Source organism: Streptomyces sp. NPDC043996 (assembly GCF_056435225.1).
In genome coordinates, this window is record NZ_JBWKEY010000003.1 from 443,394 (window position 1) to 456,675 (window position 13,282).

Genomic DNA, 13,282 nt, shown 5'->3' on the forward strand with positions numbered 1-13,282 from the left:
TCACAGATGGCGGCGCCGGGCTGCGACGTGCCGGTCGTACTCCTCGCGGGCCTTGACCGCCGACGGGCGGGTCGCGGTCTCGGCCACGGGCACATCCCACCACGCCTGTGCCGGGGGCGGGCCCGACACTGTGTCTGCCGTTTCCGTCTCCACGTAGACACATGTGGGACCGTCCGCTTCGCGTGCTTCGCGCAGGGCCGCGCGCAGCTCGTCGACGGTCCGCGCGCGCCGTACCGGAAGCCCGAGCGAGGCGGCGTTGGCGGCCAGGTCCACGGGCAGCGGGCCGCCCGTGTACGTGCCGTCGGGCGCCCGGTAGCGGTAGGCGGTGCCGAAGCGCTCGCCGCCCACGGACTCCGAGAGGCCCCCGATGGAGGCGTAGCCGTGGTTCTGCAGGATCACCACGTTGATGGGGATGTTCTCCTGCACGGCCGTGACGATCTCGGTGGGCATCATCAGGTACGTGCCGTCGCCGACGAGCGCCCACACGGGCCGCTCGGGCGCGGCGATGGCCACCCCGATCGCGGCCGGGATCTCGTATCCCATGCAGGAGTAGCCGTACTCGACGTGGTACTGGCGCGGCGAGCGGGCCCGCCACAGCTTGTGCAGGTCGCCGGGGAGCGAGCCCGCCGCGTTGATGAGGACGTCGTCGTCGGAGACGAGCGCGTCGAGGACGCCGAGGACCTGCGCCTGGGTGGGGCGCGCGTCGGGTTCGTCGGCCTCGTAGGCAGCGTCTACGCGGTGCTCCCAGCGCTCCTTGTCGTCGGTGTACTCGGCGGCGTAGGCGGCGGGGACGCGGAACCCGGAGACCGCGTCCGTGAGCGCCTCAAGCCCCGCGCGGGCGTCGGCGACGACCGTGGTGCCCGCCATCTTGTGGGCGTCGAAGGCGGCCGCGTTGAGGTTCACGAAGCGCACCCCGGGCGCCGCGAACAGCGTGCCGGAGGCGGTGGTGAAGTCGGTGTAGCGGGTGCCGACGCCGATGACGAGGTCGGCGGTGCGGGCGAGTTCGTCGGCCGTGGCGGTGCCGGTGTGGCCGATGCCGCCGACGTCGGCGGGGTGGTCGTGGCGCAGGGAGCCCTTGCCCGCCTGCGTGGACGCCACGGGGATGCCGGTGGCGTCGGCGAAGGCGCGCAGGGCGTCCTCGGCCGCGCTGTGGTGGACGCCGCCGCCCGCGACGACGAGCGGCCTGGAGGCGGCGCGCACGGCCCGCGCGGCGGCGGCGACCTCGGCGGGGTCGGGGGCCTGGCGGCGCACGGACCACACGCGTTCGGCGAAGAACTCCTCGGGCCAGTCGAACGCCTCGGCCTGGACGTCCTGCGGCAGGGCGAGCGTGACGGCGCCGGTCTCGACGGGGTCCGTGAGCACGCGCAGGGCGGCGAGCGCCGCCGGGATCAGGGCTTCGGGACGGGTCACCCGGTCGAAGTACCGCGAGACGGGCCGCAGGCAGTCGTTGACGGACACGTCGCCCGCGTAGGGCACTTCGAGCTGCTGGAGCACCGGGTCGGCGGGGCGGGTGGCGAAGGTGTCGCCGGGCAGCAGCAGGACGGGCAGGTGGTTGACGGTGGCGAGGGCGGCGCCGGTGACCAGGTTGGTGGCGCCGGGGCCGATGGACGTCGTCACGGCGTGCGTGGACATCCGCCCCGACTGCCGGGCGTAGCCGACCGCCGCGTGCACCATGGCCTGCTCGTTGCGCCCCTGGTGGAAGGGCATCTCGTCGCCGTACTCGACGAGCGCCTGGCCGAGCCCGGCGACGTTGCCGTGCCCGAAGATGCCCCAGGTCGCCCCGATGACGCGGTGCCGGGTGCCGTCGCGCTCGCTGAACTGCCGGGACAGGAAGCGCACGAGGGCCTGCGCGGTGGTCAGGCGGACCGTGCCGGTCATCGGTACCCCTCCGTGTGGTCAGGGTGGAAGCAGATCTTCCACTCTCGTTGGTCCCCCGGTCCCGCCATGACGTTCAGGTAGTACATGGCGTGGCCGGGCTGGGCGATGGAAGGACCGTGCCAGCCGTCGGGCACGAGCACGGCGTCACCGGAGCGGACCTCGGCGAGCACGTCGGTGCCGCCCTCGCGGGAGGGGGACACCCGCTGGTAGCCGAAGCCGTGCTCGCCCTCGATCTCGAAGTAGTAGATCTCCTCGAGCTCGGCCTCGACGCCGGGGCGGTGCTCGTCGTGCTTGTGCGGCGGGTACGAGGACCAGTTGCCGCCGGGCGTGATCACCTCGACGGCGATCAGGCGGTCGCAGTCGAACGTGTCCGCCGCGGCGAAGTTGCGCACCTGGCGGGCGCAGGTGCCGCTGCCCCGCTCTTCGACGGGGACCTCCGGCGCGGGGCCGTAGCGGGCGGGGAGTCGGCGCTCGCACTTCGCTCCTGCCAGGGCGAAGCGGCCTCCCACGCCGGAGGCGATCTGGATGTGGGTATCGCGGGGAACGTAAGCGAAGTCACTGGCTCCGCTGAACACGCTCTCCCGGCCCAGGAGTTCGATGATCTCGCCCTCCGCGTGCACCGTACCGCCGCCGGTCAGCGGGAGCACGATCCATTCACTCTCTCCGGTGGCGAAGGAGTGCAGTCCGCCGGGCGGCAGTTCGACGACGCGCAGGCTGGAGTGGGTCCATCCGGCGCGCTCGGGGTCGATGGCGAGGGCGTAGGGGCCCTCGGCCGCGCTTCCCTTCGGTACGTACGTCATGCGGGCATCCTTCCGGGTGCGTACCCCACGGCTACAGCAGACCCACGGCCGTGTCGACGGCGCCCGCCACGTCGCCGTCCGGCGGGTAGAGCAGGGTCCGCCCGGCGACCAGGCCGTACACGGTGGGCAGGCGCAGGGCGCCGCGCCACTTCTCGAACGCGGTGTCCGTGTCCGTGCCGCCGCCGAGCAGCACGGCGGGCAGCGTCGAGGCCTCCATGACGCGCGCCATGTCGTCGGGGTCGTCGGTGACGGGCACCTTCAGCCAGGTGTACGCGGAGGTGCCGCCGAGGCCGGAGGCGATGGCGAGGGACCGGGTGACCGCCTCCGCGCTGAGGTCGTTGCGCAGCCCTTCGGGTGACCTGCGGCACAGGAACGGCTCGACGAACACCGGCAGCTGACGCTCCGCCATCGCGTCGACGGCGCGTGCCGTGGCGTACAGGGTGGCGAGCGAGCCCGGGTCGTCGTAGTCGACGCGCAGCAGCAGCTTGCCCGCGTCGAAGCCGAGCCGCTCCAGGTCCTCGGGGCGGTAGCCGGTGAAGCGGTCGTCCAGTTCGAAGGCGGCGCCGGCGAGCCCGCCCCGGTTCATGGACCCCAGCACGACCTTGTCGTCGAGCGCGCCGAGCAGCAGCAGGTCGTCGAGGATGTCGGCGGTGGCGAGCACGCCGTCGACGCCGGGCCGCTCCAGGGCCAGGCACAGCCGCTCCAGGAGGTCGGCCCGGCCGGCCATGGCGAGGGGGTCCTTGCCGACGCCGAGCGCGCCGCGCGCCGGATGGTCCGCCGCGATGATCATCAGCCGTCCGGAGGGGCCGAGCAGGGGCCGCCGGATCCTGCGGGCCGCGGCCTCGGCGATGGCCTCGGGGTGCCGCGCCCGGGTCCGCACGAGCGCGGAGACGTCCACGGCGGCGCTCATCGGACCTCCCCCGCCGTCAGCGCGTCCGCCACCTCGGCGGCGTACGGCATGGCGGAGGAGCACTCAAGGCGGGAGGCGACGATCGCGCCCGCCGCGTTGGCGTAGCGGACCGTCCGCTCCAGGTCCCAGCCGGAGAGCAGCCCGTGGCACAGGGCCCCGCCGAAGGCGTCGCCCGCGCCGAGCCCGTTGAGGACCGTCACCGGAAGCGGCGGCACCTCGGCCACCGTCCCGGCCCTGTCCATGGCGAGCACACCCTTCGGTCCCTGCTTGACCACGGCGAGTCCGACGCCCGCGGCGAGCAGCGCCTCGGCGGCGGCGCGCGGTTCGCGCTCGCCGGTGGCGATCTCCACCTCGTCCACGTTGCCGACGGCGACCGTCGCGTGCCGCAGGGCGGCGGCGTAGTGGGGGCGGGCCTCGTCCGGGTCGCGCCAGAACATGGGCCGCCAGTCGAGGTCGAAGACCGTGGTGGCGGCGGCGGGGCGGGCGGCGAGCGCGGCGAGGGTCGCGCCCCGGCTCGGCTCCTCGCACAGGCCGGTGCCGGTCATCCAGAAGATCCGCGCCGCCGCGATCGCGCCGAGGTCGAGCTCGTCCGCGCGGATCTCCAGGTCGGGGGCCTTGGGCTGGCGGTAGAAGTACAGCGGGAAGTCGTCCGGCGGGAACACCTCGCAGAACGTGACCGGCGTCGGCAGGCCCGCCACCTCCGTGGCCCACCGCGCGTCCACGCCGAACTCCCGCAGCTGCTCGCGCAGATACTCCCCGAAGGGGTCCTGTCCCGTCCGCGTGACAACGCCCACGCGCCGCCCGAGCCGGGCGGCGGCCACCGCCACGTTCGTCGCCGAGCCGCCGAGGAACTTCCCGAACGTCGTGACCCGCGCCAGCGGCACCCCGCTCTCCAGGGGGTACAGGTCCACGCCGATCCGGCCCATCGTGATGACGTCGTACGGATCGGCGCTCGCGTCGGCGTACGGATCCGGGTGCGGATGGGTCACCCTGCACATCCCTTCGTGGTGGCTTCCCTCAGGTCTAATCCCGCCCCATGAACCCTGTCAACATTTTGTCCTTACATTCGGACTACTGCTTGACACTGTTCTCGGCCGACGGCGAGGCTTGCGGCCATGGCGCAGCAGACAGAGCCGCAGACAGAGCCGTCGCGAGGCTCCCCGTTGTCCCGCATCCGCATCGGCTCGGCCCCCGACTCCTGGGGCGTGTGGTTCCCCGACGACGAGCGGCAGGTGCCGTGGAGCCGCTTCCTGGACGAGGTCGCCGACTGCGGGTACGAGTGGATCGAGCTCGGCCCGTACGGCTATCTGCCGACCGACCCCGCCCAACTGGCCGAGGAGACGCGGCGCCGGGGCCTGAAGGTCTCCGCGGGCACGGTCTTCACCGGCCTGCACCACGGCCCTGACGTCTGGGACAAGACGTGGGAGCACGTGTCGTCCATCGCCGCCCTCACCCAGGCCATGGGGGCCCGGCACCTCGTCGTCATCCCGTCCTTCTGGCGCGACGACAAGACCGGCGAGGTCCTGGAGGACGCCACGCTCACGCCCGGGCAGTGGCGCCAGCTGACCACCCAGACCGAGCGCCTGGGCCACGAGGTGCGCGAGCGCTACGGCCTCGACATCGTCGTCCACCCGCACGCCGACACCCACATCGACACCGAGGAGAACGTCGCCCGCTTCCTCGACGCGACGGACTCCGGGCTCGTGTCGCTGTGCCTGGACACCGGCCACTACGCGTACTGCGGCGGCGACAGCGTCAAGCTCATCGAGACGTACGGCGAGCGCATCGGCTACCTCCACCTGAAGCAGGTGGACCCCGCCGTCCTCGCCGAGGTCCGGGCGCAGGACATGCCGTTCGGGCCCGCCGTCGCCCGCGGCGTGATGTGCGAGCCGCCCGCGGGGGTGCCCGCGCTCGAGCCCGTCCTCGCGGCGGCGCAGCGGCTCGGCGTCGACCTGTTCGCCATCGTCGAGCAGGACATGTACCCCTGCGAGCCGGACCGGCCGGAGCCGATCGCGCGCCGGACCCGCGCGTTTCTCCGCCGCTGCGGAGCGTAACCGCCGGACGCGTCCAGCGGCCCCGGGGCGCCCTCTTCTCCCACCCGCCCGCCCTCCATCGCGCTGACGCGCTCGTCCTCAAACGCCGGACGGGCTAGAACTTGCCGGCTGCGGCAAGTTCTAGCCCGTCCGGCGTTTGATCGGGAAGGGCGGGCCTGGGGCGCACCGCGAGGGCACGTTCCGTGAGCGCACTCCTCGCCCCCTGCCCCACTCTCGTCACAAATACCGCCCTCCCGTCACACATGTCCCACGTACGCGGGTTTCCCGTCACAGCCAGTCGACAGGCGCTCCCCCACGGTCACTCTCCGTCGTTCACGGGGCACAGGCTGAGTGACACCAGTGCCGCGCCCAGCTCCCCCGTCGGCCGCTCCGGCCGCCCTGGGCACGCACAGGGAGGAGCCACTGATGACCGACCGCAGGCTCTGGTCGTACAAAGACATCGCCGCGCACATCCGGGTCCAGCCGGACACCGTGCGCTCCTACCGCAAGCACGGCCTCCTCCCCGAGCCCGACCACGTCGAGGGCGGCAAGCCGTACTGGTACGCGGACACCATCCGGGCCTGGGTCGCCTCGCGGCCCGGCAACCGCACGCGCAAGAACGACTGAACCCCGTCACCCCCACCGCACCCACCGCTCCCCCCTCTTGGAAAATACCCCCTAGGGGTATAGAGTGAAGTCATTCATCCGCGCGCTTCACTGAGGAGAACGACATGACCGCCAACGCCCAGACCTCGCAGACCGGCGCCATCACGACGGTGTACGACGTGAAGGGGATGACGTGCGGCCACTGCGAGGGCGCTGTCAACGGCGAGATCTCCGAGCTCGCGGGCGTCAGCTCCGTCCAGGCCGTCGCCGCCACGGGCAAGGTCACCGTGGTCTCCGCGGCCCCCCTCGACGAGGAGGCGGTCCGCGCCGCGGTCGACGAGGCCGGTTACGAACTGGTCGGCACGGCCGCCTGAGCCACCCTCGCCCCACGGGCCCCGCGGCACGCCACCAGCGCCGCGGGGCCCACCCGTCGTACCGTCGTACTCCCGTACGCAGCGAAAGAGCCGTCATGAACACCTCCGAGGTCGAACTCGCCGTCGGCGGCATGACCTGCGCCTCCTGCTCGGCCCGCATCGAGAAGAAGCTGAACCGCATGGAGGGCGTGACCGCGTCGGTCAACCTCGCCACGGAGAAGGCCAAGGTCGCCTACGCCGACGGGATCGAGGTCGCCGACCTCGTCGCCACGGTCGAGAAGCTCGGCTACACGGCGCGCGAGATCGTCCCGCCGCGGCCCGACGCGGCCCCTCAGGCGGCCCGCCCCACCACCGCCGACCTGACGGAGGCCGATCAGCTGCTGCGGCGCCTGCTGGTCTCCGCCACGCTCGCCGTCCCCGTCATCGTGATGGCGATGGTCCCCGCGCTCCAGTTCGAGTACTGGCAGTGGCTGTCCCTCACGCTTGCGGCGCCTGTCGTGGTGTGGGGCGGGGCGCCCTTCCACCGGGCGGCGTTCGTCAACGCCCGGCACGGCGCCGCCACCATGGACACCCTCGTGTCGCTCGGCACCCTCGCCGCCTTCGGCTGGTCGCTGTGGGCCCTGTTCTTCGGGACGGCGGGCGAGCCGGGGATGCGGCACGGCTTCGACCTGACGATCGAGCGCGGCACCGGCTCATCGGCGCTGTACCTCGAAGTCGCCGCCGGGGTGGTCACGTTCATCCTCCTCGGCCGCTATCTGGAGGCCCGCTCCAAACGCCGGGCGGGCGCCGCCCTGAAGGCGCTCCTTGAGCTCGGCGCCAGGGACGTCACCGTCCTTCGTGACGGCACTGAAAAGAACGTTCTAGTCAGCGAGTTGATGACCGGGGACCGGTTCCTGGTGCGGCCCGGCGAGAAGATCGCCACCGACGGGCGGGTCGTCGAGGGCGCCTCCGCCGTCGACGCCTCGATGCTCACCGGCGAGTCCGTGCCCGTCGACGTCGCCGCCGGGGACGCGGTGACCGGGGCGACCCTGAACGTCGGCGGGCGGCTCGTCGTCGAGGCCACGCGCATCGGCGCCGACACCCAACTGGCCCGCATGGCGCGGCTCGTGGAGGACGCCCAGAACGGCAAGGCCGCCGCCCAGCGCCTCGCCGACCGCATCTCCGCCGTATTCGTGCCCGTCGTCATCGCGCTCGCCGTGGCCACCCTCGGCTTCTGGCTCGGCAACGGCGTGGGACCCGCCGCCGCGTTCACGGCCGCCGTCGCCGTACTGATCATCGCCTGCCCGTGCGCGCTCGGCCTTGCCACGCCCACCGCGCTGATGGTCGGCACCGGGCGCGGCGCGCAGCTCGGCATCCTCATCAAGGGCCCCGAAGTCCTGGAGTCCACCCGCCGCGTCGACACGATCGTCCTGGACAAGACCGGCACCGTCACCACCGGAAAGATGACGCTCCAGGAGGTGCACACGGCCGAGGGCACCGACGAGAAGGAGCTGCTGCGGCTCGCGGGCGCCCTGGAGCACGCCTCCGAGCACCCGGTGGCCCGCGCCGTCGCGGCGGGCGCGGCCCGGCGGCTGGGGCTCGACGCGGCCGCGCTCCCGGCGCCGGAGCACTTCGTGAACGCCCCCGGGACCGGGGTGCGCGGCACCGTGGACGGGCACGCGGTGCTCGCCGGGCGCGAGCGGCTGCTCACCGAGGCCGAGGTCACCGGCCTCGACGCGCTTGCCGGTGCCGTGGAGCGGGCCGAGGCGGCGGGCCACACGGTCGTTCTCGTCGCCTGGGACGGCGTCGCGCGCGGGGTGCTCGCGGTCGCCGACGCGGTCAAGGACACCAGCGCCGACGCCGTGCGCGCGCTGCGTCGACTCGGCCTCGTGCCCGTGCTGTTGACCGGTGACCACCGGGCCGTCGCCGAGACGGTCGCGCGCGGGGTCGGCATCGAGACCGTGTACGCGGACGTGCTGCCCGAGGACAAGGCGGAGGTGGTGCGGCGGCTGCGCGCCGAGGGCCGGGTCGTGGCGATGGTCGGCGACGGCGTGAACGACGCGGCCGCGCTCGCCACGGCCGACCTGGGCCTGGCCATGGGCACCGGCACGGACGCCGCCATCGAGGCGAGCGACCTGACGCTCGTACGGGGCGACTTGAGGGTGGCGGCGGACGCCATCCGGCTCTCCCGCAGAACGCTCGCCACCATCAAGGGCAACCTCTGCTGGGCCTTCGGCTACAACGTCGCCGCGCTGCCGCTCGCCGCCGCCGGACTGCTCAATCCGATGATCGCCGGAGCGGCCATGGCGTTCTCGTCCGTGTTCGTTGTGACCAACAGTCTCCGCTTGCGGTCTTTCACATAGCCCCGCGATCCTTCACACTGTCTTCGCGGGACCCTCACCTCGGGGTCGGATTACCCTTTTGGGCCGTCTTGCGTATGTACAGGACATATGCAAGAGACGCAGATCACAACGATCAGAACGTAACCATCAGGGGGGCTCACGAGTCTAAGAGGGCGACACCAGAGGGATCTTGGGGGATCCCTAAGGTGTCTGGGGACATCTTGGGGGATGTTCCCGGAACGCGTTGGCCGGGGCACGTGCACCGGGGAGCTTTGAGCGGCCCTCCCGATGTCGTACGCGTCCCGGCAGACCGCAACCACACACTCCCGGCCGGATCCCGTGGGGGGAATCCGCACCGGGGCACAGGAAAACGCCCCGACCGTCGACCCGTGGGGGGATCGACGGCGGGGCGTTTTTCATGACATGGGCGCCATCAGCGCCCCGTCAGGGGCGCGGGGAACTGCGCGACCAGCCACGACGAAAGCCGCAGCCGCATCTGCCGAGCAACCAAGCAGACGCGACCGCGGCTTTCGTCGCGAAAGAGACCGAGGTCCAGGAGCTACCGGGACTCCACCGGGACGAAGTCCCGGAGAACCTCACCGGTGTAGATCTGGCGCGGGCGACCGATACGAGACCCCGGCTCCTTGATCATCTCGTGCCACTGGGCGATCCAGCCCGGCAGCCGGCCAAGGGCGAACAGGACCGTGAACATCTCGGTCGGGAAGCCCATGGCCCGGTAGATCAGGCCGGTGTAGAAGTCGACGTTCGGGTAGAGGTTGCGCGAGACGAAGTAGTCGTCGGAGAGCGCGTGCTCCTCCAGCTTGAGCGCGATGTCGAGCAGCTCGTCGGACTTGCCGAGGGCCGAGAGGACATCGTGCGCGGCGGCCTTGATGATCTTGGCGCGCGGGTCGAAGGACTTGTACACCCGGTGGCCGAAGCCCATCAGGCGGACGCCGTCCTCCTTGTTCTTCACCTTGTTGATGAAGGAGTCGACGTCGCCGCCGTTGGCCTGGATGCCCTCCAGCATCTCCAGGACCGACTGGTTGGCGCCGCCGTGCAGCGGGCCCCACAGGGCGGAGATGCCGGCGGAGATCGAGGCGAACATGTTCGCCTGCGAGGAGCCGACCAGGCGGACCGTCGAGGTCGAACAGTTCTGCTCGTGGTCCGCGTGCAGGATGAGGAGCTTGTCGAGGGCCGAGACGACGACCGGGTCGAGCTCGTACTCCTGGGCGGGGACCGAGAAGGTCATGCGCAGGAAGTTCTCGACGTACCCGAGGTCGTTGCGCGGGTAGACGAAGGGGTGGCCGATCGACTTCTTGTAGGCGTACGCCGCGATCGTCGGCAGCTTGGCGAGCAGCCGGATCGTGGAGAGGTGGCGCTGCTTCTCGTCGAACGGGTTGTGGCTGTCCTGGTAGAACGTGGACAGCGCGCTGACCACGGAGGACAGCATCGCCATCGGGTGGGCGTCACGCGGGAAGCCGTCGAAGAAACGCTTGACGTCCTCGTGCAGCAGGGTGTGCTGGGTGATCTCGTTCTTGAACGTGGCCAGCTCGTCGACCTTCGGCAGCTCGCCGTTGATCAGCAGGTACGCCACCTCGAGGAAGGTGGAGCGCTCGGCCAGCTGCTCGATCGGGTAGCCGCGGTAGCGCAGGATGCCCTGTTCACCGTCGAGGTAGGTGACGGCGGACTTGTACGCGGCGGTGTTGCCGTAGCCGCTGTCCAGGGTCACCAGACCGCTCTGCGCGCGGAGCTTGCCGATGTCGAAGCCCTTGTCGCCCACAGTGGACTCGATCACCGGGTAGGTGTACTCGCCGTCGCCGTACCGCAGTACTACAGCATTCTCGTTGTGCTCGCTCACGTCATCCCTCACCGACGTTGTGCCTCTTCTTCGAGGTGCCCTGACTGTCTCTACCATCCCCCATTTGGCCCTGGAGAGTGCACTCGGGGTCGACCATTGGGCCTATTGGCGGCACTCAGTGCCGCCAACCTGCTCATCCTGCCCCCTTCGCCCTGGTTCCGAAAGTGGTGTGTGACCTTTACGACTCAAATGATCGATCAAAGTCTGGATGGTGTTGACGTTCACGCGCGGGGCGGCCCGCGAGACGGTGGTCCAGGGCCGTGAAGCGCCTGCCCGCGGACACCGTGCGCACCGCCTGGCCCAGCGCCTTGCGCGAACCGACCAGCACGACCAGCCTCTTGGCGCGGGTCACCGCCGTATAGAGCAGATTTCGCTGAAGCATCATCCAGGCGCCGGTGGTGACCGGAATCACCACCGCTGGATACTCACTTCCCTGGGAGCGGTGGATTGTCACCGCGTAGGCGTGGGCGAGTTCGTCGAGTTCGTCGAAGTCGTATCCGACCTCCTCGTCCTCGTCCGTCAGGACCGTCAGGCGCTGTTCGTCCGGGTCCAGGGCGGTGACCACGCCCACCGTGCCGTTGAAGACGCCGTTCTCGCCCTTCTCGTAGTTGTTGCGGATCTGAGTGACCTTGTCGCCGACGCGGAAGACGCGGCCACCGAAGCGCTTCTCGGGCAGGCCGGGGCGGGCGGGGGTGATGGCCTGCTGGAGCAGGCCGTTCAGGTTCCCCGCGCCCGCGGGGCCGCGGTGCATGGGGGCGAGGACCTGCACGTCCCGGCGCGGGTCGAGACCGAACTTGGCGGGGACGCGGCGCGCGGCCACGTCCACGGCGAGCCGCCCGGCCTCCTCGGTGTCCTCCGCCACGAACAGGAAGAAGTCGCTCAGGCCCTGGGTGAGGGGCTGTTGCCCCGCGTTGATGCGGTGGGCGTTGGTGACCACGCCGGACTCCTGCGCCTGGCGGAAGACGCGCGTGAGCCGGACCGCGGGCACCGGGCTGCCCTCGCTCAGCAGGTCCCGCAGGACCTCGCCCGCGCCGACGCTCGGCAGCTGGTCCACATCGCCCACGAAGAGCAGATGGGCGCCCGGCGGCACGGCCTTCACCAGCTTGTTGGCGAGCAGCAGGTCCAGCATGGACGCCTCGTCCACGACCACCAGGTCCGCGTCCAGGGGGCGGTCCCTGTCGTACGCGGCGTCGCCGCCGGGCTTCAGCTCCAGGAGGCGGTGCACGGTGGAGGCTTCGGCGCCCGTCAGCTCGGCGAGGCGCTTGGCGGCGCGGCCCGTGGGCGCGGCGAGCAGCACCTTGGCCTTCTTGGCGCGGGCCAGCTCCACGATGGAGCGGACCGTGAAGGACTTGCCGCAGCCGGGCCCGCCGGTGAGGACGGCGACCTTCCGGGTCAGGGCGAGCCGGACGGCCTCCTCCTGCTCGGGGGCGAGCTCCGCGCCCGTGCGCCGGGCGAGCCAGGCCAGGGCCTTGTCCCAGGCGACGTCCGCGAAGCCCGGCATCCGGTCGTCAGCGGCGCGCAGCAGGCGGGACAGCTGGGCGGCCAGGGACAGTTCGGCGCGGTGGAAGGGGACCAGATAGACGGCCGTGACCTCCGGGCCGCCGTCGGGCCCGGGGACCGGCTCGCGGACGACGCCCTCGTCCTCCCCCGCGAGCTCGCCGAGGCAGTCGATGACCAGGCCCGTGTCCACCTGGAGCAGCTTGACCGCGTCGGCGATGAGGCGCTCCTCGGGCAGGAAGCAGTTGCCCTGGTCGGTGGATTGCGAGAGCGCGTACTGCAAGCCCGCCTTGACGCGGTCGGGGCTGTCGTGCGGGATGCCGACGGACTGGGCGATGCGGTCGGCGGTGAGGAAGCCGATGCCCCAGACGTCGGCCGCGAGGCGGTACGGCTCGTTCTTGACCACGGAGATGGAGGCGTCCCCGTACTTCTTGTAGATCCGCACGGCGATGGAGGTGGAGACGCCGACGCCCTGGAGGAAGACCATGACCTCCTTGATGGCCTTCTGCTCCTCCCAGGCGGCGGCGATCTTCTTGGTGCGCTTGGGGCCGAGCCCGGGGACCTCGATGAGCCGCTTGGGCTCGTGCTCGATGACGTCGAGGGTGTCGACGCCGAAGTGCGTGGTGATGCGGTCGGCCATGACCGGGCCGATGCCCTTGATGAGCCCGGAGCCCAGATAGCGGCGGATGCCCTGGATGGTGGCGGGCAGGACCGTCGTGTAGTTCTCCACCGTGAACTGCTTGCCGTACTGGGGGTGGGAGCCCCAGCGGCCTTCCAGGCGCAGGGACTCGCCGACCTGCGCGCCGAGCAGCGAGCCGACCACCGTGAGCAGGTCACCGGCGCCTTTGCCGGTGTCCACGCGCGCGACCGTGTACCCCGTCTCCTCGTTGGCGTACGTGATGCGCTCCAGGACGCCCTCGATCGAGGCCATCCGGGGCGCGGGCACACCCGGGGTGCCCCGCTGGGCAGCAGTCGACATGGTCCGACGCTACCGCCGGGCACTGA

Annotated in this window: 10 protein-coding genes; 4 read left to right on the plus strand and 6 right to left on the minus strand. The window is 71.5% G+C overall.

Going from position 1 to position 13,282, the window contains the following annotated elements; genetic code table 11:
- The 4 genes from iolD to iolC are packed head-to-tail and all read right to left on the minus strand — an operon-like array spanning position 1 to position 4,577.
- Complete coding sequence (gene iolD, locus AC07A4_RS09315; RefSeq protein ID WP_478595170.1) at positions 1 to 1,878, minus strand: 3D-(3,5/4)-trihydroxycyclohexane-1,2-dione acylhydrolase (decyclizing); 1,878 nt, start codon at positions 1,876 to 1,878, stop codon at positions 1 to 3.
- The gene (gene iolB, locus AC07A4_RS09320) at positions 1,875 to 2,678 is read right to left on the minus strand and encodes a 5-deoxy-glucuronate isomerase (RefSeq protein ID WP_478595173.1); all 804 of its coding nucleotides are present in this window, start codon (positions 2,676 to 2,678) and stop codon (positions 1,875 to 1,877) included. The genes iolD and iolB overlap by 4 nt, the downstream gene beginning before the upstream one ends.
- A 31-nt stretch (positions 2,679 to 2,709) precedes the next feature.
- Positions 2,710 to 3,588 (minus strand): Cgl0159 family (beta/alpha)8-fold protein, encoded by an 879-nt coding sequence (locus tag AC07A4_RS09325; RefSeq protein WP_478595175.1) that lies wholly within the window; start codon positions 3,586 to 3,588, stop codon positions 2,710 to 2,712.
- A complete protein-coding gene (iolC, locus tag AC07A4_RS09330) occupies positions 3,585 to 4,577 on the minus strand; it encodes a 5-dehydro-2-deoxygluconokinase (RefSeq protein WP_478595178.1) in 993 nt (330 codons plus the stop codon). The genes AC07A4_RS09325 and iolC overlap by 4 nt, the downstream gene beginning before the upstream one ends.
- Before the next feature lie 126 nt (positions 4,578 to 4,703).
- On the opposite strand from iolC, the gene AC07A4_RS09335 reads away from it, so the two are divergent.
- From AC07A4_RS09335 to AC07A4_RS09350, 4 genes are all read left to right on the plus strand, one after another.
- The gene (locus AC07A4_RS09335; protein ID WP_478595179.1) at positions 4,704 to 5,642 is read left to right on the plus strand and encodes a sugar phosphate isomerase/epimerase family protein; all 939 of its coding nucleotides are present in this window, start codon (positions 4,704 to 4,706) and stop codon (positions 5,640 to 5,642) included.
- Between the two features lie 405 nt (positions 5,643 to 6,047).
- Positions 6,048 to 6,248, plus strand: a complete 201-nt coding sequence (locus AC07A4_RS09340) for a helix-turn-helix transcriptional regulator (protein WP_478595181.1) — start codon at positions 6,048 to 6,050, stop codon at positions 6,246 to 6,248.
- Positions 6,249 to 6,352: 104 nt separating this feature from the next.
- Complete coding sequence (locus AC07A4_RS09345) at positions 6,353 to 6,601, plus strand: heavy-metal-associated domain-containing protein (protein ID WP_478595184.1); 249 nt, start codon at positions 6,353 to 6,355, stop codon at positions 6,599 to 6,601.
- Positions 6,602 to 6,696: 95 nt separating this feature from the next.
- On the plus strand, positions 6,697 to 8,943 hold the full coding sequence (locus tag AC07A4_RS09350; RefSeq protein WP_478595187.1) for a heavy metal translocating P-type ATPase: 2,247 nt from the start codon (positions 6,697 to 6,699) through the stop codon (positions 8,941 to 8,943).
- Between the two features lie 538 nt (positions 8,944 to 9,481).
- On the opposite strand, the gene AC07A4_RS09355 is transcribed toward AC07A4_RS09350, so the two are convergent.
- Both AC07A4_RS09355 and recD2 read right to left on the minus strand, forming a co-directional pair.
- A complete protein-coding gene (locus tag AC07A4_RS09355; protein WP_478595189.1) occupies positions 9,482 to 10,780 on the minus strand; it encodes a citrate synthase in 1,299 nt (432 codons plus the stop codon).
- 178 nt (positions 10,781 to 10,958) lie between these two features.
- The gene (recD2, locus tag AC07A4_RS09360; RefSeq protein WP_478595191.1) at positions 10,959 to 13,256 is read right to left on the minus strand and encodes an SF1B family DNA helicase RecD2; all 2,298 of its coding nucleotides are present in this window, start codon (positions 13,254 to 13,256) and stop codon (positions 10,959 to 10,961) included.
- Positions 13,257 to 13,282 lie beyond the last annotated feature (26 nt).